Annotated in this window: 22 protein-coding genes; 18 read left to right on the top strand and 4 right to left on the bottom strand. The window is 70.6% G+C overall.

Going from position 1 to position 26210, the window contains the following annotated elements:
- Nucleotides 1-69 precede the first annotated feature (69 nt).
- The 8 genes from IE096_RS20170 to IE096_RS20205 all read left to right on the top strand — a co-directional run bounded on the left by IE096_RS20170 (nucleotide 70) and on the right by IE096_RS20205 (nucleotide 11031).
- A complete protein-coding gene (locus tag IE096_RS20170) occupies nucleotides 70-852 on the top strand; it encodes an MIP/aquaporin family protein (protein ID WP_189453741.1) in 783 nt (260 codons plus the stop codon).
- Nucleotides 853-896: 44 nt separating this feature from the next.
- Nucleotides 897-2432 carry a glycerol kinase GlpK gene (gene glpK, locus IE096_RS20175; RefSeq protein WP_189453743.1) on the top strand — a complete coding sequence of 512 codons (1536 nt, stop codon included), beginning with the start codon at nucleotides 897-899 and terminating at the stop codon, nucleotides 2430-2432.
- A gap of 2 nt (nucleotides 2433-2434) precedes the next feature.
- A complete protein-coding gene (locus IE096_RS20180) occupies nucleotides 2435-4042 on the top strand; it encodes a glycerol-3-phosphate dehydrogenase/oxidase (protein ID WP_126913445.1) in 1608 nt (535 codons plus the stop codon).
- Nucleotides 4043-4175: 133 nt separating this feature from the next.
- Nucleotides 4176-5252: a glycosyl hydrolase family 18 protein gene (locus tag IE096_RS20185; RefSeq protein ID WP_189453745.1), complete on the top strand. Its 1077-nt coding sequence runs from the start codon at nucleotides 4176-4178 to the stop codon at nucleotides 5250-5252.
- 144 nt (nucleotides 5253-5396) lie between these two features.
- Nucleotides 5397-6428, top strand: coding sequence for a PAC2 family protein (locus IE096_RS20190; RefSeq protein ID WP_126913443.1), 1032 nt, complete (start codon nucleotides 5397-5399; stop codon nucleotides 6426-6428).
- 190 nt (nucleotides 6429-6618) lie between these two features.
- Nucleotides 6619-7308 (top strand): HAD family hydrolase, encoded by a 690-nt coding sequence (locus IE096_RS20195; protein WP_189453746.1) that lies wholly within the window; start codon nucleotides 6619-6621, stop codon nucleotides 7306-7308.
- A 388-nt stretch (nucleotides 7309-7696) separates the two neighbouring features.
- On the top strand, nucleotides 7697-9292 hold the full coding sequence (locus IE096_RS20200) for an ABC transporter substrate-binding protein (protein WP_189453748.1): 1596 nt from the start codon (nucleotides 7697-7699) through the stop codon (nucleotides 9290-9292).
- A 269-nt stretch (nucleotides 9293-9561) separates the two neighbouring features.
- Nucleotides 9562-11031, top strand: a complete 1470-nt coding sequence (locus tag IE096_RS20205; RefSeq protein ID WP_229820416.1) for an ABC transporter substrate-binding protein — start codon at nucleotides 9562-9564, stop codon at nucleotides 11029-11031.
- An 88-nt stretch (nucleotides 11032-11119) separates the two neighbouring features.
- Here IE096_RS20205 and IE096_RS20210 read toward each other — a convergent pair whose 3' ends face one another.
- Together IE096_RS20210 and IE096_RS20215 are read right to left on the bottom strand one after the other, a co-directional pair.
- Nucleotides 11120-11791, bottom strand: coding sequence for a response regulator (locus tag IE096_RS20210; protein WP_126913439.1), 672 nt, complete (start codon nucleotides 11789-11791; stop codon nucleotides 11120-11122).
- A 15-nt stretch (nucleotides 11792-11806) separates the two neighbouring features.
- The gene (locus IE096_RS20215) at nucleotides 11807-12745 is read right to left on the bottom strand and encodes a RecB family exonuclease (protein WP_229820418.1); all 939 of its coding nucleotides are present in this window, start codon (nucleotides 12743-12745) and stop codon (nucleotides 11807-11809) included.
- 125 nt (nucleotides 12746-12870) lie between these two features.
- Here IE096_RS20215 and IE096_RS20220 point away from each other — a divergent pair, with 125 nt between their 5' ends.
- The 3 genes from IE096_RS20220 (at nucleotide 12871) to IE096_RS20230 (ending at nucleotide 15827) form a co-directional block, all read left to right on the top strand.
- Entirely contained in the window at nucleotides 12871-14100 is a 1230-nt protein-coding gene (locus tag IE096_RS20220; RefSeq protein WP_189453753.1) for a site-2 protease family protein, read from the top strand.
- Between the two features lie 64 nt (nucleotides 14101-14164).
- Nucleotides 14165-15052, top strand: coding sequence for a tRNA (adenine-N1)-methyltransferase (locus IE096_RS20225; protein WP_189453755.1), 888 nt, complete (start codon nucleotides 14165-14167; stop codon nucleotides 15050-15052).
- Nucleotides 15053-15227: 175 nt separating this feature from the next.
- The gene (locus tag IE096_RS20230) at nucleotides 15228-15827 is read left to right on the top strand and encodes a hypothetical protein (protein WP_189453757.1); all 600 of its coding nucleotides are present in this window, start codon (nucleotides 15228-15230) and stop codon (nucleotides 15825-15827) included.
- Nucleotides 15828-15851: 24 nt separating this feature from the next.
- Here IE096_RS20230 and IE096_RS20235 read toward each other — a convergent pair whose 3' ends face one another.
- Complete coding sequence (locus tag IE096_RS20235; RefSeq protein ID WP_189453759.1) at nucleotides 15852-16139, bottom strand: ferredoxin; 288 nt, start codon at nucleotides 16137-16139, stop codon at nucleotides 15852-15854.
- Nucleotides 16140-16381: 242 nt separating this feature from the next.
- Here IE096_RS20235 and arc point away from each other — a divergent pair, with 242 nt between their 5' ends.
- The 5 genes from arc (at nucleotide 16382) to prcA (ending at nucleotide 22122) form a co-directional block, all read left to right on the top strand.
- On the top strand, nucleotides 16382-18148 hold the full coding sequence (gene arc / locus IE096_RS20240) for a proteasome ATPase (RefSeq protein ID WP_189453761.1): 1767 nt from the start codon (nucleotides 16382-16384) through the stop codon (nucleotides 18146-18148).
- A 325-nt stretch (nucleotides 18149-18473) separates the two neighbouring features.
- On the top strand, nucleotides 18474-19985 hold the full coding sequence (dop, locus tag IE096_RS20245; RefSeq protein ID WP_373298169.1) for a depupylase/deamidase Dop: 1512 nt from the start codon (nucleotides 18474-18476) through the stop codon (nucleotides 19983-19985).
- Nucleotides 19986-20146: 161 nt separating this feature from the next.
- On the top strand, nucleotides 20147-20365 hold the full coding sequence (locus IE096_RS20250) for a ubiquitin-like protein Pup (protein ID WP_126913432.1): 219 nt from the start codon (nucleotides 20147-20149) through the stop codon (nucleotides 20363-20365).
- A gap of 102 nt (nucleotides 20366-20467) precedes the next feature.
- The gene (gene prcB / locus IE096_RS20255; protein ID WP_189453763.1) at nucleotides 20468-21310 is read left to right on the top strand and encodes a proteasome subunit beta; all 843 of its coding nucleotides are present in this window, start codon (nucleotides 20468-20470) and stop codon (nucleotides 21308-21310) included.
- A 62-nt stretch (nucleotides 21311-21372) separates the two neighbouring features.
- The gene (gene prcA, locus IE096_RS20260; protein ID WP_189453765.1) at nucleotides 21373-22122 is read left to right on the top strand and encodes a proteasome subunit alpha; all 750 of its coding nucleotides are present in this window, start codon (nucleotides 21373-21375) and stop codon (nucleotides 22120-22122) included.
- A gap of 101 nt (nucleotides 22123-22223) precedes the next feature.
- Here prcA and IE096_RS20265 read toward each other — a convergent pair whose 3' ends face one another.
- The gene (locus IE096_RS20265) at nucleotides 22224-23207 is read right to left on the bottom strand and encodes a LacI family DNA-binding transcriptional regulator (RefSeq protein WP_189454227.1); all 984 of its coding nucleotides are present in this window, start codon (nucleotides 23205-23207) and stop codon (nucleotides 22224-22226) included.
- A gap of 255 nt (nucleotides 23208-23462) precedes the next feature.
- Here IE096_RS20265 and IE096_RS20270 point away from each other — a divergent pair, with 255 nt between their 5' ends.
- Together IE096_RS20270 and pafA are read left to right on the top strand one after the other, a co-directional pair.
- Nucleotides 23463-24731: an MFS transporter gene (locus tag IE096_RS20270; protein ID WP_189453768.1), complete on the top strand. Its 1269-nt coding sequence runs from the start codon at nucleotides 23463-23465 to the stop codon at nucleotides 24729-24731.
- Nucleotides 24732-24740: 9 nt separating this feature from the next.
- Nucleotides 24741-26102, top strand: a complete 1362-nt coding sequence (gene pafA, locus IE096_RS20275) for a Pup--protein ligase (protein WP_126913428.1) — start codon at nucleotides 24741-24743, stop codon at nucleotides 26100-26102.
- Nucleotides 26103-26210 lie beyond the last annotated feature (108 nt).

A 26210-nucleotide genomic window follows, 5' to 3' on the forward strand; every position in this document is an offset into this window, starting at 1 on the left:
CACGGAGGGCTCGGACCGCCGGAAACCCGCGGTTCGTCTTCCCCTGGACGAAGGACAAAGGAGTCGCGGGTGTCCAGCTCCGACATCTTCACCGGTGAGTTCATCGGTACCGCAGTTCTGATTCTGCTCGGCGGCGGCGTGTGCGCCGCCGTCACCCTGAAGCGTTCCAAGGCCCGGAACGCCGGCTGGCTGGCCATCACGTTCGGCTGGGGCTTCGCCGTCCTGGCCGGCGCGTACATCGGCTCGAAGTCCGGCGCGCACCTCAACCCGGCCGTCACCCTCGGCCTCGCCTTCGACGGCGCGGTCTCGTGGAGCGACGTGCCGCTCTACATCGGCTCCCAGCTGCTGGGCGCGATGACCGGCGCGACGCTGGTGTGGCTGGCCTACTACGGTCAGTTCCAGGCCCACCTCACCGACCCGGAGATCGTCGCCTCCCTCAACCCCCGTGAGGGCATGGTCGACCAGACCGCCGAGCCGGAGGCCGGCCCGGTCCTGGGCATCTTCTCCACCGGCCCCGAGGTCCGCAACGCGGTGCAGAACCTGGTCACCGAGATCATCGCCACGACGGTGCTGGTGCTCTTCATCCTCACCATGGGCCTGACCAAGGGCCTGGCCGTCAGCGGCACGGGCACCCTGATGGTGGCCCTGCTCGTCGTCGGCATCGGTCTCTCGCTCGGCGGCCCGACCGGCTACGCCATCAACCCCGCCCGCGACCTCGGCCCGCGCATCGTGCACGCGCTGCTCCCGCTGCCCAACAAGGGCGGTTCAGACTGGGGCTACGCGTGGGTCCCGGTGGTCGGCCCGATCATCGGCGCCGCCCTCGCCGCAGGCATCCACAAGATCGCGTTCTGAGCAGCACCCGCCGAGACCCTTCCGACTTCAGGAGCACACCCCCAATGACCGAGACCACCGGCACCCACGCCCAGGGCCCGTTCATCGCCGCGATCGACCAGGGCACCACCTCGTCCCGCTGCATCGTCTTCGACCGCGACGGACGCATCGTCTCCGTCGACCAGAAGGAGCACGAGCAGATCTTCCCCAAGCCGGGCTGGGTCGAGCACGACGCCAAGGAGATCTGGACCAACGTCCAGGAAGTCGTCGCCGGCGCCGTCGAGAAGGCGGGCATCACCGCCGCCGACGTCAAGGCCATCGGCATCACCAACCAGCGTGAGACCACGCTGCTGTGGGACAAGAACACCGGCGAGCCGGTCTACAACGCCATCGTCTGGCAGGACACCCGCACCGACGCCCTCTGCAAGGAGCTCGGCCGCAACGTCGGCCAGGACCGCTTCCGCCGCGAGACGGGCCTCCCGCTGGCCTCCTACTTCTCCGGCCCCAAGGTCCGCTGGCTGCTGGACAACGTCGAGGGCCTGCGCGAGCGCGCGGAGCGCGGCGACATCCTCTTCGGCACCATGGACTCCTGGGTCATCTGGAACCTCACCGGTGGTGTCGAGGGCGGTGTCCACGTCACGGACGTCACCAACGCCTCCCGCACCATGCTGATGAACCTCCGCTCCCTGGAGTGGGACGAGCGCATCCTCTCCTCCATGGAGATCCCGGCCGCCGTGCTGCCGGAGATCCGCTCCTCCGCCGAGGTCTACGGCATCGCCAAGGGCGGCGCCCTCGCCGGCGTCCCCGTCGCCTCCGCGCTCGGCGACCAGCAGGCGGCCCTCTTCGGCCAGACCTGCTTCGACCAGGGCGAGGCCAAGTCCACCTACGGCACCGGCACCTTCATGCTGATGAACACCGGTGACGAGCCCGTCCAGTCCTACAACGGCCTGCTGACCACCGTCGGCTACCGCATCGGCGACCAGAAGCCCGTCTACGCCCTCGAGGGCTCCATCGCCGTCACCGGCTCCCTCGTGCAGTGGATGCGCGACCAGATGGGCCTCATCAAGAGCGCCGCCGAGATCGAGACGCTCGCCAGCTCCGTCGAGGACAACGGCGGCGCCTACTTCGTGCCGGCCTTCTCCGGCCTGTTCGCCCCCTACTGGCGCTCCGACGCGCGCGGTGTCATCGCGGGCCTGACCCGCTACGTCACCAAGGCGCACATCGCCCGCGCCGTACTCGAGGCCACCGCCTGGCAGACCCGCGAGATCACCGACGCCATGACCAAGGACTCCGGCGTCGAGCTCACCGCGCTCAAGGTCGACGGCGGCATGACCTCCAACAACTTGCTGATGCAGACCCTCTCGGACTTCCTGGACGCCCCCGTGGTGCGCCCGATGGTCGCCGAGACCACCTGCCTCGGCGCGGCCTACGCCGCCGGCCTCGCCGTCGGCTTCTGGCCGGACACCGACGCACTGCGCGCCAACTGGCGCCGGGCCGCCGAGTGGACCCCCCGCATGGACGCGGACACGCGTGACCGCGAGTACAAGAGCTGGCTCAAGGCCGTCGAGCGGACCATGGGCTGGATCGAGGACGAGGAGTAATCATGACAACCCCGCAGAGCGTTCCGACCCTGGGAACGCACCCGGCTGCCGGTGCCAACCCGGGCCGCGCCGAGACCCGGGAGAGACTGTCCAAGGCGACGTACGACCTCCTGGTGATCGGTGGCGGCATCCTGGGCACCTCGGTGGCCTGGCACGCCGCGCAGTCGGGACTGCGGGTCGCGATGGTGGACGCCGGCGACTTCGCCGGCGCCACCTCCTCCGCGTCCTCCAAGCTCGTCCACGGCGGCCTGCGCTACCTGCAGACCGGCGCGGTCAAGCTGGTCGCGGAGAACCACCACGAGCGCCGGGTGCTGGCCAAGGACGTGGCCCCGCACCTGGTCAACCCGCTCACCTTCTACCTGCCCGTCTACAAGGGCGGCCCGGTGGGCGCGGCCAAGCTCGGCGCCGGTGTGTTCGCCTACTCGGCGCTGTCCGCCTTCGGCGACGGCGTCGGCAAGGTCATCACCCCGGCCAAGGCCAAGGCCGACAACCCCGGTCTGCGCACGGACAACCTCAAGGCCGTGGCGGTCTACTACGACCACCAGATGAACGACTCCCGCGTCGCCGTGATGACGGTCCGCGCGGCCGTCGAGTCCGGCGCGGTCGTCCTCAACCACGCCGAGGTCACCGGCCTGCGCTTCACCCACGGCAAGGTGACCGGCGCGGAGCTCAAGGACCGTGTCGACGGCACGGAGTTCGGCATCGACGCGCGCGTCGTCCTCAACGCCACCGGCCCGTGGGTGGACCACCTGCGGAAGCTGGAAGACAAGGGCGCCGCGCCGTCGATCCGCCTCTCCAAGGGCGCGCACATCGTGATGAAGCGCAAGTCGCCGTGGAAGGCCGCCATGGCCACCCCGATCGACAAGTACCGCATCACCTTCGCCCTGCCGTGGGAGGACCAGCTGCTGCTGGGCACCACCGACACCCAGTACGAGGGCGACCCGGCGGACGTGCGCGCCACCGAGGAGGACATCCAGCAGATCCTCGACGAGGCCGCGTTCTCCATCCAGGACGCCGACCTCGACCGCGACCTGATGACGTACGCCTTCGCCGGCCTGCGCGTGCTGCCCGGCGGCCCGGGCGACGTCGCCCAGGCCAAGCGCGAGACGGTCGTCTCCGAGGGCAAGGGCGGCATGCTCTCCGTCGCCGGCGGCAAGTGGACGACCTACCGCCACATCGGCCGTACGGTCATGAAGAAGCTCGCCCAGGTGCCCGGCAGCCCGCTGACCGAGGACATGGAGCCCATCTCCAGCCTGGTCCGCCGCACCCCGCTGCCCGGTGTCGCCAACCCCAACGCGGTCGCCCACCGCCTGCTCGTGGACCGCGAGCCCGGCAGCCGCATGGACCCGCTGACCGCCCGTCACCTCGCCACCCACTACGGCTCGCTGTCCTTCGACATCGCCCGCCTGGTCAACGAGAACCCCGAGCTCGGCGAGCGGATCCACGAGGACGGCCCGGAGATCTGGGCCCAGGTCGTCTACGCCCGCGACCACGAGTGGGCCGAGACGGTCGACGACGTGCTGCGCCGCCGCACCACCCTGACCATCCGCGGCCTCGACAACGAGGACGTCCGCGCCAAGGTCAAGGACATACTGGGCGACAAGCGCTGACGCGAACGCCGGAGGAACGGGGAGCGGTGCCCGGCACCGCTCCCCGTTCCCGTGCGTCCGCACATATGCGCGGAAACGGGCAACCACGGCCCGCCCGGGTACGTCCCCTGAAGGGAAGAGGGGGACGAACACCATGAACGCGACAGCACCGGAACGGGCCGCGCCGGCCGCCGAGAAGACCACCGCGCGCCGCGGCCCACGCTGGCGCCGCGTCATCCTGCGGGTGGCGCTGGGGCTGGTCCTGCTCGTCCTCGTACCGGTCGTCACGGCCGGCAGCGCGCTGCGCGCCTCCTACGCCGGGGCGCCCGCCGACGACGCCGTCACCCGGGGCAAGGACGCCCTCTGGCTCGGCCACGCCTGGCTCGACGGCCGCAAGAACGACGCCGACCTCGCCCGGCTGCGCCGCAAGGTCGCCGGAACCGGCATCCACGACCTCTACGTCCACGCCGGACCGCTGGAGCACGACGGCACCCTGCCCGCCTCGGCGTACCGCAACGCCGGCTGGCTGCTCGCCGCCGTCCACCGGGAACTGCCCGGCGTCCGGGTCCAGGCGTGGCTGGGGGACAAGCTGGTCCGTCAGGGCGAGGGCGGCGGCCTGTGGCTGGGCTCGCCGGCCGCCCGCGACGCCGTCGTCGCCAGCGCCCGGCAGGTGATGAAGGCCGGATTCCAGGGCGTCCACCTGGACGTCGAACCCGTGCGCACCGGCGACCGCGACTTTCTCACCCTGCTGGACTCCCTGCGCCCGGCGGTGCGTTCGGAAGGCGGACCGCTGTCCGTCGCCGCCCAGCAGATCGACCCGCTGCCCTCCCTGCACTCCGCGTCGGGCGCGCTGGGCAGCCCCAAGTGGTGGACCCAGAGCTACTTCGGCGACGTCGCCCGCCGCGTCGACCAGATAGCCGTCATGTCCTACGACACCGCGCTGCCCTGGGAGAACCTCTACGGCGGCTACGTCGCCCAGCAGACCAGGCTCGCCCTCCAGGCCACCCCGGCCGGCACGGACCTGCTGATGGGCGTGCCCTTCTACCACACGGACAACCTGGGCCATCAGAGCCGGGCCGAGACCGCCGCGGCCGCCGTGCGCGGCACCCGGCTGGGGCTCGGCCGCGAGGACCGCCACCGGCGGAACTTCGGGCTGGCCCTGTACGTGGACTTCGCGGCCACCGACGCCGACTGGCACGCCTACCGGGCCGGATGGGGAGCACGTGGCTGAAAGTCCCTCCCCCTCGGGGGCTGCGAAGGGGGGCCGCCGAAGTCGTAGGCTTGGGGCACACGCAAGACGAACGCAACTGCACGGAACGGCAACCGGCGGTGGCACGGGCGGTGCCCGTGGACCCCGGTCGGAAGGAGGCGCTGGGTGATCGAGCTTGAGGGGGTTCCCGAGCTGATCGACCCGGTCATGATCTGTGCCTTCGAGGGCTGGAACGACGCCGGGGACGCCGCCTCCAGTGCCGTGGCGCACCTCGACCGGGAGTGGAAGGGCGAGGTCTTCGCCGCCCTCGACGCCGAGGACTACTACGACTTCCAGGTCAACCGGCCCACGATCTGGCTGGACGGGGGCATCCGTAAGATCACCTGGCCGACCACCCGGCTGTCCGTGGTGCGCGCCTCCGGTGGCGCCCCGCGCGACCTCGTGCTGGTGCGCGGCATCGAACCCAGCATGCGCTGGCGGTCCTTCTGCAACGAGATCCTGGGCTTCGCCCACGAGCTGGGCGTGGAGATGGTGGTGATCCTGGGCTCGCTGCTCGGCGACACCCCCCACACCCGGCCGGTGCCGGTCAGCGGCGTCACCTCCGACCCGGACCTGGCCCGCACCCTCGATCTGGAGGAGTCCCGCTACGAGGGCCCGACGGGGATCGTCGGCGTCCTCCAGGAGGCGTGCACCCACGCGGGCGTCCCGGCGGTCAGCCTCTGGGCGGCCGTGCCGCACTACGTCTCCCAGCCGCCCAACCCCAAGGCCACCCTGGCGCTCCTCAACCGCCTGGAGGACCTGATCGACCTGCGCGTCCCGCAGGGCGAGCTGCCGGAGGACGCCCGCGCCTGGCAGCTGGGCGTCGACCAGCTGGCGGCCGAGGACAGCGAGGTCGCCGAGTACGTCCAGTCCCTGGAGGAGGCGCGGGACACCGCCGATCTGCCGGAGGCCTCCGGAGAGGCCATCGCCCGGGAGTTCGAGCGCTATCTGCGCCGCCGCGACGGCCAGCCGGGGCCCGGCCAGCCGGGCGGGGTCGCGGCCGAGCCGGGCCTCACCGAGGGCGGCCGGGACGCCTCCTACCTCCGGGACACGGCCAGCGGCCGGACCCGGCCGCCGCGCCCGCCCGCCAAGGACGAGGAGGGCGATACCGCCGGGGCCCCCGAGGAGGGCGCCGACGGTACGGAGGGCGACGGCTGAGACGCCCGTCCCCGGCGGGGCGCGCCACCGGCTCCCGGGCCCGTGGGGCGCGGCCGACGGAGGAATTCGCGGGTTATCGACGCGACGCGCCGCAATGATCCGCCGTACACTTGTCTGCCCGGTGAAGGCCGGTTCGCCACCCGAGGAAGGGTGGGGGGCCGGCCTTCTCGTCCCCCCAGGAGGTGTGCGGATGACCAGCAGTCTTCCCGCGGTCGACACGCGCTCGGCATCGGCCCTGCAGGCGGTCCTGCTCGACATGGACGGCACGCTGGTCGACACCGAGGGCTTCTGGTGGGAGGTGGAGACGGCGGTCTTCGCCGAGCTCGGCCACCAGCTGCTCGAGGAGTGGCGCGAGGTGGTCGTCGGCGGCCCGATGGCGCGCAGCGCCGCCTTCCTGATCAAGGCGACGGGCGCGCGGATCGCCCTCGCCGAGCTCAGCGCGCTGCTGAACACGCGCTTCGCCCAGATGATCGGCCAGGGCGTGCCGCTGATGCCGGGCGCCCGGCGGCTGCTCGCCGAGCTGGCCGCCCACGGGGTGCCGACGGCCCTGGTCTCGGCCTCCCACCGGGAGATCATCGACCGGGTGCTCCACAGTCTGGGCCCGCAGCACTTCACCCTGACCGTCGCCGGCGACGAGCTGGCGCGCACCAAGCCCCACCCGGACCCGTATCTGCTGGCCGCCACGCGGCTGGGCGCGGACCCGGCGCGCTGCGCGGTCGTGGAGGACACCATGACGGGCGTGACCGCCGCCGAGGCGGCGGGCTGCCGGGTGGTGGCGGTGCCCTCGGTGGCGCCGATCCCGGCCGCCGCGGGCCGTACGGTCGTGGGCTCCCTGGAAGAAGTCGATCTCTCTTTTCTGCGCGGATTGATCAAGCTCTGAAACTCTGGGCGCTTGAACGATTGTTTTCCGTGACGAATGCGCTGGCTGAATTCCCCCGGCCGTCGAAGTCATCGCGGAAGTGACGTTGGTCACCGGATCGGGAGCCTCCGGGGGCTTCCCCGCGCCCCCGGAAGCGCTTTCGGACGGGCTGAAGCGCACCCTTGTGTCCGGATAGATCATCCCGTGCCGGAATCGTTCCGGCGTCCGGATATCGGACATCCGTCTTTCGTTATCGCGGTGTGATATCGCCTCGAGTTCACCCTGTTCCGGCGGCACCGGCCATGCGCACTAATCTCTTCGCGAGAACTTCACGGCTGCCCGTATGACCGCCCTTCCGGTATCGGTAGGGTCCGGGCAACCGAACGCACCACAGGGAGAACCCCAGACAATGAACCGCAAGACGTTGGTCCTGCCGACCGTGGCAGGCCTGCTGGCGCCCGTGCTCGTCGCCTGTGGCGGAAGCGCGGGATCCGGCGGCGGCAAGGCCATCGTCATCGGCACCACCGACCGGTTCGAGCAGACCACCGACGCGCCCGCGCCCTTCGACCCGGCCGCCGCGTACGACGTCGGGGTGTGGAACGTCCTCCACAGCGGTTTCCAGACGCTGCTGCGCCTGCCGCGCTCGGGCACCGGGCCGGTCGCCGACGCGGCCGAGCGGTGCTCCTTCGGCGACCGCAACAGCGAGCAGTTCCGCTGCACGCTGCGCAAGGGCCTGAAGTTCACCAACGGGCACGCGCTCACCGCCGAGGACGTCAAGTTCTCCATCGACCGCGCCCGGCGGATCAACTTCGAGAACGGCCCGGTCTCCCTGCTGAGCAACATCGACAAGGTCGAGACCCCCAGCGAGCTCGAGGTGGTCTTCCACCTCAAGACGCCGGACGCCACCTTCCCGCAGAAGATCGCCACCCCGGCCGCCGCCATCGTCGACAGCGAGTCCTACGCCAAGGACAAGCTGGACGACGGCTTCAAGGTGGTCGGCTCCGGCCCGTACGCCATCGACACCGAGGTCAAGGACGACCGCGTCATCAAGGTCACCTTCACCCGGAACAACGACTACCAGGGCCCGCTGAAGCTGCAGAACGACAAGGTCGAGATGCGCTTCTTCGACGACTCCGCGTCGATGGAGAAGGCCCTGAAGGCCGGCGACATCGACGTGATCAACCGCGCCCTGCTGCCCGAGCAGATCGACCGCCTGCGCACCGCCGCCGGCCAGGGCGTCCAGCTGCACGAGTCGCCCGGTGCCGAGACCAGCTTCCTCGCCTTCAACACCGAGGACTCCACGGTCAAGAACAAGGCCGTCCGCCAGGCCGTGGCCCAGCTCGTCGACCGTCAGGCGCTGACCCGCGACGACTACCACCGGACGAACGAGCCGCTGTACTCGATCGTGCCCACCGGCGTCGCCGGCCACCAGAACTCCTTCTCCAACAAGTACGGCGAGCCCAGCGTGGAGAAGGCCAAGGCCATCCTGCGCGGCGCCAACGTCACCTCGTCGGTGCCGCTCGTCCTCACCTACGCCACGGACCACTACGGCGAGGCCACCGAGAAGTCCTTCAAGTCGCTCCAGAAGCAGCTCAACGACAGCGGTCTGTTCGACGTCAAGCTCCAGGGCGTGAAGTGGGCGGACTTCCGCCCCGAGGCCGCCAAGGGCAAGTACGCCGTCTACGGCATCGGCTGGTTCCCCGACTTCCCGGACCCGGACAACTTCGTCGACCCGTTCGTCGGCAAGGACAACTTCCTCGGGTCGCCCTACAAGAACTCGAAGATCATCAACGAGCTGATCCCGCAGTCCCGGCTGTCCTCGCAGCGCGACGCGGCGGCCCGGTTCTTCCAGCAGGCCCAGGACATCGTCGCCGACGACGTCCCGGTGCTCCCGCTGTGGCAGGGCAAGCAGTACGTCGCGGCCCGGGACAAGATCACCGGCGCGGAGTGGGCCCTCAACGCGGCGGCCGAACTCCAGCCGTGGGAGCTCGGGCGCGGCGTGTAACGCCCCGCACCGGCCGGCCACCCCGGATCACCGACAGCTCCATCGCACCACCTGTTTCACCAGCTCCACCTGCTTCATCTGCTCCACAGAACGCGTTACAGCTCAAGACATCCCGTCAGCGAACCAAGAACTGTGAGGAATGTGCACGTGAGAAACGTGACCAGTGGCTCGCCGCCCCGCTTGGCGCGGGGCTTGCCGCCGCCCTGCTGAGCGGGTGCGGTTCGGACGACGGCAAGGCGGCCGGCACCGGTGAGTCGGTGGTCATGGGGATGTCGGACGAGGTGCAAGCCACCGACCCGGCCTCCGGTTACGACCCCGGTTCCTGGCTGCTCTTCAACAACGTCTTCCAGTCGCTGATGAGCTTCCCCAAGGGCGGCACCACGCCCGTGCCGGACGCCGCCAAGAGCTGCAAGTTCAAGGACGAGAACAGCACCGTCTACCAGTGCGAGCTCCAGGACGGCCTGAAGTTCAGCAACGGTGACGACCTCACCTCCGAGGACGTCGCCTTCTCCTTCCGCCGCACCCTGAAGATCAACGACAAGGACGGTCCGGCGTCCACGATGCTCTCCACCATCGGGAGCATCAAGACGCCGGACAAGTCCACCGTCGTCTTCCAGCTCAAGCGCCCGGACGCCACCTTCCCGCTGAAGATAGCCTCCGGCGCCGGGTCGATCGTCGACCACAAGGAGTACCCGGCGGACAAGCTCCGCACCGACGGCAAGGCCATGGGCTCCGGCGTCTACAAGCTGGACTCCTACGACAAGTCCAAGGCCGTCTTCAAGGTCAACAGCTCCTACAAGGGCCCCGCCGTCGTCCAGAACAGCGGCATGACCCTCAAGCTCTTCCACGGCGACCAGGAAGCCCTGAAGTCCGCCGTCCAGAAGGGCGACGTCGACCTCGCCTACCGAGGCCTCGCCATCAAGGACATCGCCGACCTTGAGGCCACGTCCAACGAGAAGGGCGCGGTCAAGGTCGTCGAGGGCAACAGCGCCGAGGTCCAGCACCTGGTCTTCAACACCAAGGACCCGGTGGTCGGCAAGGTCGGCGTGCGCAAGGCCATCGCCTACCTCATCGACCGCAGCACCCTCGTCCGCGACGTCTACAAGCGCACCGCCGAGCCGCTGTACTCGGTCGTGCCCAGCGGCATCACCGCCCACAAGACGCCGTTCTTCGACGTCTACGGCGACCGCCCGCAGCCCGACAAGGCCAAGGCCGCCCTCGCCTCCGCGAACGTCAGCGGCAAGGTGAAGCTCACCCTGTGGGCCACCCCCGTCCGTTACGGCCCGGGCACCGTGGCCGAGTTCAAGGCGATCGCCGACCAGCTGAACGCCAGCGGCCTGTTCGAGGCCGACGTCCAGAGCGTGCCGATCGAGCAGTACGAGAAGGACATCGCGGCCGGCAAGTACGCCGTCTACGTCAAGGGCTGGGTCCCCGACTACCCGGACCCCGACAACTTCACCGCGCCGTTCTTCGGCGAGCAGAACGTCCTCGCCAACAACTACCAGTCGAAGGACATCGCGGGCATCCTGCCCGCCACCGCCGCCCAGGGCAGCCGCGCGGCGACCGTCAGCGACTTCGTCAAGCTCCAGAACGCCGTGGCCCAGGACGTGCCCGTCCTCCCGCTGTGGCAGGGCAAGCAGTACGCCGTCGCCAACGAGCGGATCTCGGGCCTCCAGTGGACCCTCGACGCCTCGACCGTCTTCCGTTTCTGGGAGATCAGCAAGGGCGGCAAGGGCTGACCCGTCCTCACGTCAAAGGGAAGCGCCCCGGCGCACGATCCGATCGTGCGCCGGGGCGCTCCCGTTGTACCGGCCGTACCGGACGGCGCTACTGGGCGCCGGGACGCACCAGACCGCTCTCGTACGCGTAGACCGCGGCCTGCACCCGGTCACGCAGGCCCAGCTTCGTCAGCACATGACCCACGTGCGTCTTGACCGTCGTCTCGCTGACGAACAGGTCCGCGGCGATCTCCGCGTTGGACAGCCCCCGGGCCACCAGCTTCAGCACCTCGACCTCACGGTCCGTCAGCGTGTGGAGGGTGTCCGGCAGCGGCTCCTCGCCCGACGGCAGGTGCCCCGCGTACTTGTCCAGCAGCCGGCGCGTGATGCTCGGGGCCAGCATGGCCTCGCCCCCCGCCACCACCCGGATCGCCTGGACCAGCTCATGGGCCGGCGCGTCCTTCAGCAGGAAGCCGCTCGCCCCCGCGCGCAGCGCCTCCACCACGTACTCGTCCAGATCGAACGTGGTCAGCACCAGCACCTTCGCCGGGCCGTTCCGCTCAGGGCCGGTGATCTGCCGGGTGGCCTCCACCCCGTCCATGCGGGGCATCCGGATGTCCATCAGCACCACATCGGGCTGCAGCGCCCGCACCTGCTCGAGCGCCTGCAGACCGTCCCCGGCCTCCCCGACGACCGCCAGGTCCTGCTCGGCCTCCAGGATCATGCGGAAGCCGGTGCGCAGCAGCGGCTGGTCGTCGACCAATAGGACGCGGATCGCCACAGGAACTCTCCTTCGTTAGACCTCGTCCATTCTGCCCTGCGAGCCCTCCCCGGAGGCAGCCGGACCGTCGCCCGCCGCGCGCGGGGCCGGGACGACCGGCAGCGGGTACGGCGGGGGAGTGCCGCCGAACTCCGGGCACACCGCCTGGTGGTCGCACCAGCCGCACAGCTTGGTGGGCCGCGGCCGCCAGTCGCCCGTCTCCGTGGCCAGCGAGATCGCCTCCCACAGGGCGCGCAGCTTCCGCTCCACCGCCAGCAGCTCCGCCTCGACCGGGTCGTACGTCAGCACGTCCCCGCTGCCCAGGTAGACCAGCTGGAGCCGGCGCGGGATCCGCCCGCGCAACCGCCAGATCACCAGCGCGTAGAACATCATCTGGAACAGCGGCGTCTCCCGGAACCGCGGCGCCGGGGCCTTGCCCGTCTTGTAGTCCACGATCCGCACGTCACCGGCCGGCGTCACGTCCACCCGGTCCACGATGCCGCGCAGCGTCAGGCCCGACGGGCCCGCGTCCGCCAGCACCGTCTCCACGAACAGCTCGCGCTCGGCCGGCTCCAGCCGCGTCGGGTCCTCCAGCGTGAACCAGCGCTCGACCAGCCGCTCCGCGTCCGCCAGCCACGTGCCCAGCCGTTCCTCGTCGTGCGAGCCGTCCTCCCGGACGAACAGCTCCGCCAGCTCCGGCTTCGCCGCCAGCAGCCGCTCCCACTCGCCCGGCACCAGCCCCCGGGCCCGGGGAACCGTGCGCTCGGCCGCCGGGGCGTCGAAGAGCCGCTCCAGCACCGCGTGCACCACCGTGCCCCGCGTGGCCGCGGCGCTGGGCTTCTCCGGCAGCCGGTCGATCACCCGGAAGCGGTAGAGCAGCGGGCACTGCATGAAATCGGCCGCACGGGACGGCGACAGCGAGGCCGGCCGGGCGGCGCCGGCCCGCCCGGCGGAGTTCTCGGAGGCGGTATCCATGACACAGACCCTACGGCCCGTAACCGACAGTCGGCCGCATACCATCGACGGTAGGGCCCGTCACCCTGCATGATCGGGAGAACACACCGGCCCCGGACCAGGGCCGGACAGGACGAGGGGACACCGTGGACGACAGCGGGCAGGGCCGATCCGGCGCGGGGGGCGCCGGCCACCAGGCCGGGCCCGAGGACGGCGGGCCGCGCCGACCGCCGGAGACGGGCGGCGGGATCCTCATGGGCCGGCCCTTCGGCGTGCCCGTCTACGTCGCCCCCAGCTGGTTCCTCGTCGCCGGCCTGATCACCTGGGTCTTCGGCGGCCAGCTCGACCGGGTCCTCCCCGAGCTCGGCGGCGTCCGCTACCTCGTCGCCCTCTTCTTCGCCGTCGCCTTCTACGCCTCCGTGCTCGTCCACGAGCTGGCCCACACGGTCGCCGCCCTGCGCTTCAAGCTCCCCGTGCGCCGCATCCAGCTCCAGTTCTTCGGCGGCGTCTCCGAGATCGAGAAGGAGAGCGAGACCCCCGGCCGGGAATTCGTCCTCGCCTTCGTCGGCCCCCTGCTCTCCCTGATCCTCGCCGGCGTCTTCTACCTCGCCATGCTCGCCGTCGAACCCGGCACCGTCCCCGGCGTCCTGCTCGCCGGACTGATGATCTCCAACCTCCTGGTCGCGGCCTTCAACCTCCTCCCCGGCCTGCCCCTCGACGGCGGCCGGATGCTCCGCGCCGTCGTCTGGAAGATCAGCGGCAAACCCATGACCGGCACCGTCGCCGCCGCCTGGGTCGGCCGTGCCCTCGCCGTCGCCGTCCTCGTCGGCCTGCCCCTGCTCACCCACGGCGGCGACACCGAGGACCTCGGCGGCGTCGACACCCTCACCGACGCCCTGCTCGCCGCCATCCTCGCCGCGATCATCTGGACCGGCGCCGGCAACAGCCTGCGCATGGCCCGCCTGCGCGAGCACCTCCCCGAGCTGCGCGCCCGCGCCCTCACCCGGCGCGCCGTGCCCGTCGAGGCCGCCACCCCGCTCTCCGAGGCCCTGCGCCGCGCCAACGAGGCGGGAGCCCGCGCCCTCGTCGTCGTCGACGGGCAGGGCACTCCCAGGGCGCTCGTCCGCGAGGCCGCCATCGGCGGCGTCCCCGAACACCGCCGCCCCTGGGTCGCCACCGGCTCGCTCGCCCAGGACCTCACCGATGGCATGCGGGTCTCCGCCGAGCTCTCCGGCGAGGAGCTGCTGGAAGTGCTGCGTGCCACACCGGCGTCCGAGTACCTGGTGACCGAGGAGACCGGCGAGGTCTACGGTGTGCTCTCGGCCGCCGACGTCGAGCGCGCCTTCGTCGCGGCCATGGCCCGCCCGTCGAACTGACCGCCGCCGGGGCGGAGCCCGGACCGTGGTGCCGGGCCCCTTCCGGGCCCGGTACGCTGGTCACATGTCCGAACCGACCGGTGCCGCCCGCCGTCGCGGGCCCTTCCAGGTCGGGGACCAGGTCCAGCTCACCGACCCCAAGGGTCGCCACTACACGTTCACGCTCGAAGCCGGGAAGAATTTCCACACCCACAAGGGTTCCTTCCCGCACGACGAGCTGATCGGCGCTCCCGAGGGCAGTGTTGTCCGCACCACGGGGAACGTCGCGTACCTCGCGCTGCGTCCCCTGCTCCCCGACTACGTCCTGTCCATGCCCCGCGGCGCCGCCGTGGTCTACCCCAAGGACGCGGGGCAGATCCTGGCCTTCGCCGACATCTTCGCCGGCGCGCGCGTCGTCGAGGCGGGAGTGGGCTCCGGCTCGCTCAGCGCCTTCCTGCTGCGCGCCATCGGCGACCAGGGCATGCTGCACTCCTACGAGCGCCGTGAGGACTTCGCGGAGATCGCGAAGGCGAACGTCGAGCGCTACTTCGGCGGCCCGCACCCCGCCTGGCAGCTGACCGTCGGCGACCTCCAGGACAACCTGTCCGACACGGACGTCGACCGCGTGATCCTCGACATGCTCGCCCCCTGGGAGTGCCTGGAGGCCGTCTCCAAGGCGCTCGTCCCCGGCGGCATCCTCTGCTGCTACGTGGCGACCACCACCCAGCTGGCGCGGACCGTGGAGTCCATCCGCGAGATCGGCTGCTTCGCCGAGCCCCAGCCCTGGGAGTCGATGATCCGCAACTGGCACGTGGAGGGCCTCGCGGTCCGCCCCGACCACCGGATGATCGGCCACACCGGCTTCCTCGTCACCGCCCGCCGCCTCGCCGACGGCGTGGAGCCCCCGATGCGCCGCCGCCGCCCCGCCAAGGGCGCCTACGGCGAGGACTACGAGGGCCCCAACAAGGGCTGACCCGCCCGAACGAACCACCAGTGCGCCGCCGCCGTGCTCCGCTTCCCCGCGGAACTCGGCGGTGGCGCACGTGCGTTGGGTGACGCTCAGGGCCCCGCCCGCCGTTCACCGGCCCATGGCCGTGTGGCACGATGCGGACGATCCCGGTCCCCGCAGCCCTCGCAGGAGTCAGCGCGTGCAGCCCCCGGCAGGTCCCGACCGTCCCGACGCCTCCGCTCCCCTTCCGCACACCCGGTCCCGCCCGGCGCACTGGCTGGCCACCGCCGCCGCCCTGGCCGCGGTGATCCTGGGCGCCGCCCTGACCGGCCCGGGCGACGCCACGGCCGGCGCCACCGCGCCCGCGAAGGCCCCGGCGGGCCCGCCGGCCGCCGCCCCGGACCCGGGCGCCGCGCGCTATCCCGTCGACTGCGGCCCCACCCGCCCCGAGGTGGTCCGGCGCGCCACCGCCGACCTGGACGGGGACGGGCGGCCCGAGACGGCCGTCGAGGTGCGCTGCGGTTCCGGCGGGGGCACCCGGCCCAGCGGCGTGTACGTCCTCGCGGCCCCGGCCGCCCCGGGCGCGGCGCCCCGGGTCGTGGCGACCCTGGTGGACCCCAAGGAGGGCATGAGCATCACCGGCCTGGACGCGACCGGCCGGACGGTTTCGGCCACTCTCCTCGGCTATTCAGGCAGCGGTGTGCCCCGCTGCTGCCCGGACCTGCGCAGGGCGGTCAAGTGGCACTGGAGGGACGGCCAGTTCGTCCTGACGGCACAGCCCATTGCGGAGAGTGCCTGAACCGTCACATGAGGTGACGATGCGTTATTCGGCGTCCGGGCCGTAGACCTCGACCTTGTCGGAGACGCGGCGCACGTGGATGCAGTCGCCGGGGCACTCGTTCGCCGAGTCCCGGACGTCGTTCAGCAGCGTCAGCGGCACGGGGGTGGTGGCACCCTTGTCCTGGAGAAGCTCGTCGTCGGCGCTCTTCACATAGGCGAGACCGTCGATGTCGAGCTCGAAGACCTCGGGGGCGTACTGGGCGCAGATGCCGTCGCCGGTGCAGAGGTCCTGGTCGATCCAGACTTCGAGCTCTTCTTCCTGCGCGGTCATCTCGCCTGCCGTTTCCTGCGTTCGTGAATCAATTGGAGCCAGCCCTGACGGGTGTTGACCGAGTCGACGATACAACCGCCCGCTTTCCGATGTTGATGGGTGGGTATCCCCCTCACGTGAGGACGTGCGCAAGGGTGAAGATCGGACACACTCCGACCGGGTTTGTGATCTAGGGGTTTCAACCTGCACCGGCCCAGGTAGGGTCAGGAAGCGTCCAGCTCCCCTTGGAGGAGGTGAGGACCGTGGCAGCCCACGACGACGACATGAACCGCGGCATCCGGCCGGGACGAGGGTCTGACGACCCCGCGGGCCAGGTTGCCTATCTCGAGCAGGAGATCGCCGTCCTGCGACGCAAGCTCGCCGACTCTCCGCGTCACACGAGGATTCTCGAGGAGCGGATCGTCGAGCTCCAGACGAACCTGGCCGGCGTCTCCGCGCAGAACGAACGGCTCGCGAACACCCTCCGTGAGGCCCGCGACCAGATCGTGGCCCTCAAGGAGGAGGTCGACCGCCTGGCACAGCCCCCCGCCGGCTTCGGCGTCTTCCTCGCGGCCAACGAGGACGGCACGGCCGACATCTTCACCGGAGGCCGCAAACTCCGGGTGAACGCGTCCCCGAGCGTCGACGTCGAGGACCTCCGGCCCGGCCAGGAGGTCATGCTCAACGAGGCGCTCAACATCGTCGAAGCCATGGCCTTCGAGCGCCACGGCGACATCGTCACCCTCAAGGAGATCCTCGAGGACGGCGAACGCGCCCTGGTCATCGGGCACACCGACGAGGAGCGGGTGGTGCGGCTCGCCGAGCCCCTGCTGGACACCACCATCCGCCCCGGCGACGCCCTCCTGCTGGAGACCCGCTCCGGCTACGTCTACGAGGTCATCCCCAAGAGCGAGGTCGAGGAACTCGTCCTCGAAGAGGTCCCGGACATCGACTACACGAAGATCGGCGGCCTGGGCAACCAGATCGAGCTGATCCGCGACGCCGTCGAGCTCCCCTACCTCTACCCCGACCTCTTCAAGGAGCACGAACTGCGCCCGCCCAAGGGCGTCCTGCTCTACGGCCCCCCCGGCTGCGGCAAGACCCTCATCGCCAAGGCCGTCGCCAACTCCCTTGCCAAGAAGGTCGCCGAGGTCACCGGAAAGCCCGCCGGGAAGAGCTTCTTCCTCAACATCAAGGGCCCCGAGCTGCTCAACAAGTACGTCGGCGAGACCGAGCGGCACATCCGGCTGATCTTCCAGCGCGCCCGGGAGAAGGCCGGCGAGGGCACCCCCGTGATCGTCTTCTTCGACGAGATGGACTCCCTCTTCCGCACCCGCGGCTCCGGCGTCAGCTCGGACGTGGAGAACACCATCGTCCCCCAGCTGCTCTCCGAGATCGACGGCGTGGAGGGCCTGGAGAACGTCATCGTCATCGGCGCCTCCAACCGCGAGGACATGATCGACCCCGCGATCCTGCGCCCCGGCCGCCTCGATGTGAAGATCAAGATCGAGCGCCCGGACGCGGAGGCCGCCAAGGACATCTTCTCGAAGTACCTGACCGAGACCCTCCCGCTGCACGCCGACGACCTCGCCGAGCACGGCGGGGACGCCAGGGTCACCGTCGAGGGCATGATCCAGTCGGTCGTCGAGCAGATGTACGCCGAATCCGAGGAGAACCGCTTCCTGGAGGTCACCTACGCCAACGGTGACAAGGAAGTCCTCTACTTCAAGGACTTCAATTCCGGAGCGATGATCCAGAACATCGTGGACCGGGCCAAGAAGATGGCCATCAAGGCCTTCCTGGACCACAACCAGAAGGGCCTGCGCGTCTCCCACCTGCTCGCCGCCTGCGTCGACGAGTTCAAGGAGAACGAGGACCTGCCCAACACCACCAACCCGGACGACTGGGCCCGGATCTCCGGAAAGAAGGGCGAGCGGATCGTCTTCATCCGCACCCTCGTCACCGGAAAGCAGGGCGCGGACACCGGCCGCTCCATCGACACCGTGGCCAATACCGGCCAGTATCTGTAACACCGCCGTCCGGCTGCGGATGTCCCTGTTGCTGTGCCTTCCCCGCCCCCTCGAGGGCGGGGAAGGAGCAGGGCGTCCGCAGCCGGACGCGTTTTGCACCATGCGTTGCACCACTCGTGGGACGCGGACCATGCCGCCGTCCGCGCGGGGCACCAACCCCAGCAATGACTGTAATGATCTCCCCAGCGCCGCAAAGCCGTTCTAGGCTCTTCGGTGGTACCACCGCGAAGCGCAGTGGGGGATCGGGGACCGTGCACGGATCGGAAGCGCAGCGGTACTTGAGCGCCGACCCCACCCGGGGGCGCCGCCGGGCAAGGAGGGCCGCATGACCGTACGGCGAGTAATGGGCATCGAGACGGAGTACGGGATCTCCGTCCCCGGTCACCCGAACGCCAATGCCATGCTCACCTCGTCCCAGATCGTCAACGCCTACGCGGCCGCGATGCACCGGGCACGCCGTGCCCGCTGGGACTTCGAGGAGGAGAACCCGCTGAGGGACGCCCGTGGCTTCGACCTCGCCCGCGAGGCCGCGGACGCCAGCCAGCTCACGGACGAGGACATCGGCCTGGCCAATGTCATCCTCACCAATGGCGCTCGGCTCTACGTCGACCACGCCCACCCGGAATACAGCTCACCGGAGATCACCAATCCCCGGGACGCCGTCCTGTGGGACAAGGCGGGCGAGCGGATCATGGCGGAGGCGGCCGAACGCGCCGCCCAGCTGCCCGGCGCCCAGCCCATCCACCTCTACAAGAACAACACCGACAACAAGGGCGCCTCCTACGGCACCCATGAGAACTACCTGATGAAGCGGGAGACCCCCTTCTCGGACATCGTCCGCCACCTGACGCCGTTCTTCGTCTCCCGCCAGGTCGTCACCGGCGCAGGCCGCGTCGGCATCGGCCAGGACGGCCACGAGCACGGCTTCCAGATCAGCCAGCGCGCGGACTATTTCGAGGTCGAGGTCGGCCTGGAGACCACCCTCAAACGGCCCATCATCAACACCCGCGACGAGCCCCACGCCGACGCCGAGAAGTACCGCCGGCTCCATGTGATCATCGGCGACGCCAATCTCTCCGAGATCTCCACCTACCTCAAGCTCGGCACCACCGCCCTGGTGCTCTCGATGATCGAGGACGGCTTCATCGCCGCCGACCTCGCCGTCGACCAGCCCGTCCGCACCCTCCACCAGATCAGCCACGACCCCTCGCTGCGCCGGCTCGTCACGCTCCGCAGCGGTCGCACACTCACGGCCGTCCAGCTCCAGATGGAGTACTTCGAGCTGGCCCGCAAATACGTCGAGGACCGCTTCGGCGTGGACGCCGACGAGCAGACCAAGGACGTCCTCTCCCGCTGGGAGGACGTCCTGGGCCGGCTGGAGCGGGATCCGATGAGCCTGGCCGGGGAGCTGGACTGGGTGGCCAAGCTGGAGCTGCTGGAGGGCTACCGCCGCCGCGACGGCCTCGACTGGTCCGCGGCCCGGCTGCAGCTCGTGGACCTGCAGTACGCGGACGTCCGCGCCGACAAGGGCCTCTACAACCGCCTCGTGGCCCGCGGCAAGGTGCGCAGGCTCCTGGACGAGACCGACGTCGCCCGCGCCCGCACCGCCCCGCCCGAGGACACCCGGGCCTACTTCCGGGGCCGCTGCCTGGAGCAGTACGCCGACGACGTCGCCGCCGCCTCCTGGGACTCCGTGATCTTCGACCTGCCGGGCCGCGACTCCCTCCAGCGCGTCCCCACCCTGGAGCCGCTGCGGGGCACCCGCAACCACGTCAAGGAGCTCCTGGACCGCTGTCGCACGGCCGAGGACCTGGTCCGGGTGCTGTCGGGCGGCTGAGCGGGGCTCCTGCGGGGTCTTAAGGGCCGGGTGAAACGGGAATCATCCCGGTGGCTCCGGGACGTTGTAGCAAGTGCAGGGCCGATTCCCGACCCTGCTTGTAGGGTCGGATCTTGAACGTCTCGTGTACGTGTACGTCGAAACCGAGCGGGGTGAGGGGTATGGCGACCAAGGACACCGGCGGCGGACAGCAGAAGGCCACGCGTGCGACGGAGGAGGTCGAGGAGCAGGCGCAGGACGCGCAGGTCTCCGAGGACCTCAAGGAGCGCCAGGAGAAGCTGTCGGACGACGTGGACTCCGTGCTGGACGAAATCGATGATGTGCTCGAAGAGAACGCCGAAGATTTCGTACGTTCGTTCGTGCAAAAGGGCGGGCAGTAGGGCCGGTGATCCGTCCCGTGCCCGCCGGGGCACGGGACGGAGGGCTGAGAGGCCCGGGGGTATGGTCCGTGCAGTATTTCAAGATCTCTTCGAAGGATTCGTGTGGAAGCCAACTTTTCTGGCACAGGGCGTCTGCCGGCTCCCTTCCTGACGCCGGGCTCGTCGTCCTTCATGGACTTCCTGGCGCAGCACCAGCCCGAGATGCTGCCGCGCAACCGGCAGCTGCCGACGCAGGGCGTCATCGAGGCGCCGCACGGCACGACGATCGTCGCCGCGTCGTTCCCCGGGGGAGTGGTGCTGGCCGGTGACCGGCGGGCCACGATGGGCAATGTCATCGCGCAGCGGGACATCGAGAAGGTCTTCCCGGCCGACGAGTACTCGGCCGTGGGCATCGCCGGCACGGCCGGGCTGGCGGTGGAGATGGTCAAGCTGTTCCAGCTGGAGCTGGAGCACTTCGAGAAGGTCGAAGGCGTCTCGCTCTCCCTGGAGGGCAAGGCGAACCGCCTGTCGACGATGATCCGCAGCAACCTCGGCATGGCCATGCAGGGCCTGGCCGTGGTGCCGCTCTTCGCCGGCTGGGACGTGGACCGGCAGAAGGGCCGCATCTTCTCCTACGACGTCACCGGCGGGCGCTCCGAGGAGCACGGCTACGCGGCCACGGGTTCCGGTTCGCTGTTCGCGCGTGGTGCGCTGAAGAAGCTGTTCCGTGACGACCTCACGGAGGGGCAGGCCACCACGCTCGTCGTCCAGGCGCTCTACGACGCCGCCGACGACGACTCGGCGACCGGCGGTCCCGACCTCGCGCGCCGTATCTACCCGATCGTCATCGTCATCACCGACGAGGGCTTCCGCAGGCTCACCGAGGCGGAGAGCTCGGAGATCGTCCGCGCCGTCCACGAGCGCCGGCTCGAGGAGCCGGACGGCCCGCGCGCCGCGCTGCTGTGACGCTCCGAGCGATCCTCTGAGCTCCTGATGTCCTCGTCACCCACAGAAAGGGACGGATAGCGGTGTCGACGCCGTTCTATGTCTCACCCCAGCAGGCCATGGCCGACCGCGCCGAGTACGCCCGCAAGGGCATCGCGCGCGGCCGCAGCGTCGTGGTCCTCCAGTACAACGATGGCGTTGTCTTCGTCGCCGAGAACCCGTCCCGCGCGCTGCACAAGGTCAGCGAGATCTACGACCGGATCGCGTTCGCGGCGGTCGGCAAGTACAACGAGTTCGAGAACCTGCGCATCGGCGGTGTCCGCTACGCCGACCTGCGTGGTTACACATACGACCGTGACGACGTCACCGCTCGCGGCCTGGCGAACGTCTACGCGCAGACGCTGGGCACGATCTTCTCGAGCGCGGGCGAGAAGCCCTACGAGGTGGAGCTGATCGTCGCCGAGGTGGGGGCCGCCCCCGAGGACGACCAGATCTACCGGCTGCCGCACGACGGCTCGATCGTCGACGAGCACGGCTCGGTGGCGGTCGGCGGCAACGCGGACCAGATCAGCAGCTATCTCGACCAGCGGCACCGGGACGGGATGACGCTGTCCGAGGCGCTCAAGCTCGCCGTCGAGTCGCTCGCGCGCGACACGAACGGGAGCGAGCGGACGCTGACGGCCGAGCAGCTGGAGGTCGCGGTGCTGGACCGGAAGCGGCCGCAGCAGCGGAAGTTCAAGCGGTTGCTGGGGCGGCAGCTCCAGCGGCTGCTGGACGAGGGGTCGGGCTCGGCCGAGCCCTCCGAGGGCTCGGAGGGCTCGGAGGAGGAGTAGACCCCGGTTGTCCTCGAACGCCGGACGGGCTGCATCGCAGCCCGTCCGGCGTTTTGAGGACCGGGGCCCGGGGCGGAGCCCCGGTTACGGGAAGGGGCGGGTCAGGGGGCCACGCCGGACGACGCGCGCGGCACCAGCTCCACCGGCAGCGCCGCCGACGCCGGTGCCCCGCCGTCCAGGACGGCCACGAGCGCCCGCATGCCCGCTTCCCCCACCGCCTCCGCCGGCAGCCGCACCGTCGTGAGCTCCGGCTCCAGGGCGCTCGCGAGCGGCAGGTCGTCGAAGCCGGTCACCGAGACGTCGTCCGGCACCCGGAGCCCCAGCCGTCGCGCCGCCTTGCAGGCGCCCGCCGCGAGGACGTCCCCGTCGCAGATCAGGGCGGTCGGCCGGGCGTCCGGCCCGCCCGGTGCGGTCAGGGCGCGTGCGGCGGCCAGGCGGCCGGAGGCCACGTCGAGGGCGGCGGGCTCGGTCCGCAGCACCGTCCCGGCCGTGCCCCGGAGGGCCTCGGCGAGGGCCCGGGCCCGGACGCGGAAGGTCCAGGAGTCGATGTCGGCCGCGATGTGCGCGAAGCGCCGGTGGCCGAGGGCCAGCAGATGCTCCGTCACCTGCCGCATGCCGTCGGCGATGTCGAGGTTGACGGTGGCCGGGGCGTCGGTCCGGCCGGGTTCGCTGTCGAGCATCACCAGCGGCAGGCCGCCCTCGCGGAGGTCGGTCAGGGCCTCGGCCGCGATCGAGGAGGCGATCACGCCGTCCAGCGTCGCGCGCGCGGAGGCGAAGGGGTCGCGGGCGGGCCCGGTGCCCTCCGGGGAGGGGTAGAGGACCACGCCCATGTCGTACTCGGCGGCGGCGCGGGCCGCGCCGGTGTAGACGCGGGCGAAGAATTCGTTGGTGAGGGCCGGGACGACCAGCAGCGCCGTCCGCGCGCGGCCGAGCCGCAGGCTGCGCGCGGTGAGGTTGGGCCGGTAGCCCAGCTCGCGGGCGGCGGTGCGCACCGCCCCGGCGGTCCGCTCGGAGACCCTCCCGCGCCATTTCTCGCCCATGACCAGCGAGACCGTCGCCTGCGAGACCCCCGCCGCCCGGGCCACGTCCCGGCTGGTGGCCCGGGCGGCCGCCGCGTGCCGTCCCCGGACGGTCGGCCACCGTTCGCCCCCGCCGCCCCCGCGCTCCTCGCGCTCCCCGCTCTGGACCTCCGTCACCGCTGCCGCGCCCCTCTCCGCTGCCGCTGTCACCACACGGGTTGGACCCGCGAGCTCCGATCATGGTACGTATGACTCTTCTAGTTATACGTAAAACCGGGATCGCTCGGTCAAAAACGATCGGTCAAGGACGAGAGGCGGACAATGGCGGCGGCGGGCGGCGGTTACGTCGACATGCTCAAGACACGGCACGCGGCGCGACTGCTGACCGGCACCCTGGTGGGCCGGCTGCCCAACGCCACGGCCGCGCTGGCGATCGTCCTCTTCGTCCGCGCCGAGGGCGGCAGCTACACCCTCGCCGGCGCGCTCTCCGCCGTCTACGGCGTGGCCAACGCCGTCGGCCAGCCGCTGCTCGGCCGGGCCGTCGACCTCTACGGCCAGCCCCGTGTCATCCTGCCCGCGGCCCTGATGACCGCGCTGGGCATGGCGGCCTTCACCGTCGTCGGCCTGGACCCGGTGCCCCTGTCCTACGCGGCCATGATCGTGGCTGGCTTCTTCGCGCCGCCGCTCGAGGGCGGGCTGCGGGCCCTGTGGCCGTCGGTCCTGAAGAACGAGGACGACCTCCACGCCGCGTACTCCCTGGACGCGATAGCGCAGGAGCTGATCTACGTGGTCGGCCCGCTGATCGTCACCCGGATCGTCGCGATCTGGTCCGAGGCCGCCGCGCTGAACGCCCTCCACCTGATGGGCGTCATCGGCGCCCTCGCGGTCGTGACCTCGCCGCCCTCCCGCACGTGGCGCAGCGAGCCCCGTGAGGCGCACTGGCTGGGGGCGCTCCGCTCCCGGGGGCTGCTGGTGCTGCTGGGCACCTTCTTCTGCATAGGTTCCGCGCTCGGCTCCATAGCCGTCGCCGCGGTCTCCTACGGCGACGCGCACGGTGGCGGCAACGTGGCCGGCTGGCTGCTGTCGGCCCTGGGCGTCGGCGCCCTGATCGGTGGTTCCATCCACGGCGCCCGGCAGTGGCCCGGCACTCCGGAGCAGCGCCTGCGGGTGCTCGTCGGCGGCCTGGCGCTGTTCTACGTGCCGCTGCTGCTGGTGCCGGGTGCGGTGGCGATGACGGTTCTCGCCGGGGTGGCGGGCCTGTTCCTCGCGCCCTGTCTGGCCACCGCCTTCGTGGTCGTGGACCGGCACGCGCCGCGGGGCACGGTGACCGAGGCGTTCTCCTGGCTGGTGACGTCCTTCGGCGTCGGCGCGGCGATCGGTACGGCCTTCGTGGGGCCGGCGGTCCAGTCCGGTGGCGCCCGTGCGGGTTTCCTCGTCGCGGTGGGCAGCGGTGTCGCGGCCCTGCTGGTGATCGTCGCCTTCCGGGCGTCCCTGCGGGCGCCCGAGAAGGCGTCCACCGTCGTGGCCCGGTCGGAAAATGATCGGAACGGTGCGGTCGAACCCGGTTTCAGCGCAGGGCATCAGGCGTAATGTTCAGGCATGGACCGCCGCATTTTCGGGCTGGAGAACGAGTACGGCGTCACGTGCACCTTCAGAGGACAGCGCCGGCTGTCCCCTGACGAAGTGGCGCGGTACCTCTTCCGCCGTGTCGTTTCCTGGGGCCGCAGCAGCAACGTCTTCCTGCGCAATGGCGCCCGTCTCTACCTGGATGTGGGATCGCACCCGGAGTACGCCACTCCGGAGTGCGACAGCGTGACCGAGCTGGTCACCCACGACAAGGCGGGCGAGCGCATCCTCGAGGGTCTGCTGGTCGACGCCGAGCGCCGCCTGCACGAGGAGGGGATCGCGGGCGACGTCTATCTCTTCAAGAACAACACCGACTCCGCCGGGAACTCCTACGGCTGCCACGAGAACTATCTCGTCGCGCGGCACGGGGAGTTCTCGCGTCTCGCGGACATCCTCATTCCCTTCCTCGTGACGCGGCAGCTGATCTGCGGCGCGGGAAAGGTGCTCCAGACCCCGCGTGGCGCGGTGTACTGCGTCAGCCAGCGGGCCGAGCACATCTGGGAGGGCGTCAGCTCCGCCACCACGCGCTCGCGCCCGATCATCAACACGCGCGACGAGCCGCACGCCGACGCCGAGCGCTACCGCAGGCTCCACGTCATCGTCGGCGACTCCAACATGTCCGAGACGACCATGCTGCTGAAGGTCGGTGCCACCGACCTCGTCCTGCGCATGATCGAGGCCGGTACGGTCATGCGCGACCTCACCCTGGAGAATCCCATCCGGGCCATCCGCGAGGTCAGCCACGACATCACCGGCAGACGCAAGGTGCGCCTGGCCAGCGGCCGGGAGGCCTCCGCCCTGGAGGTCCAGCAGGAGTACTACGAGAAGGCCGTGGACTTCTGCGAGCGCCGCGGCATCCGGACGGGCACGGTCGAGCGGGTCCTGGAGCTGTGGGGCCGTTCGCTGGAAGCCATCCGGGACGAGAATCTGGACCTGATCTCCACGGAGATCGACTGGGTGATGAAGTACCAGCTCATCGAGCGGTACCGGGCCAAGAACAACATCACCATGTCCCACCCGAGGATCGCGCAGATAGATCTGGCCTATCACGACATCCACCGCCGCCGGGGGCTGTACTACCTGTTGGAGAAGCGCGGTCAGGCGGCCCGGGTGTGCAATGACATCAAGATTTTCGAGGGGAAGTCGGTGCCCCCGCAGACGACCCGGGCCCGGCTGCGCGGTGATTTCATCCGCCGCGCCCAGGAACAGCGCCGGGATTTCACCGTCGACTGGGTCCACCTGAAGCTCAACGACCAGGCGCAGCGGACGGTGTTGTGCAAGGACCCCTTCAGGTCGGTGGACGACCGGGTGGAGAAGCTGATCGCGGGAATGTGAGCGCGATTCCGGGGTGTGAGGGGCACGGATGTGCGCCGGGTCCGCCGGACCCGGCGCACATCCGTGTCGGACGGGGTTGATCGGCGGGAGACAGGCCGTAGAGTGGCG

Source organism: Streptomyces abikoensis (assembly GCF_014648775.1).
Lineage (GTDB): Bacteria > Actinomycetota > Actinomycetes > Streptomycetales > Streptomycetaceae > Streptomyces > Streptomyces abikoensis.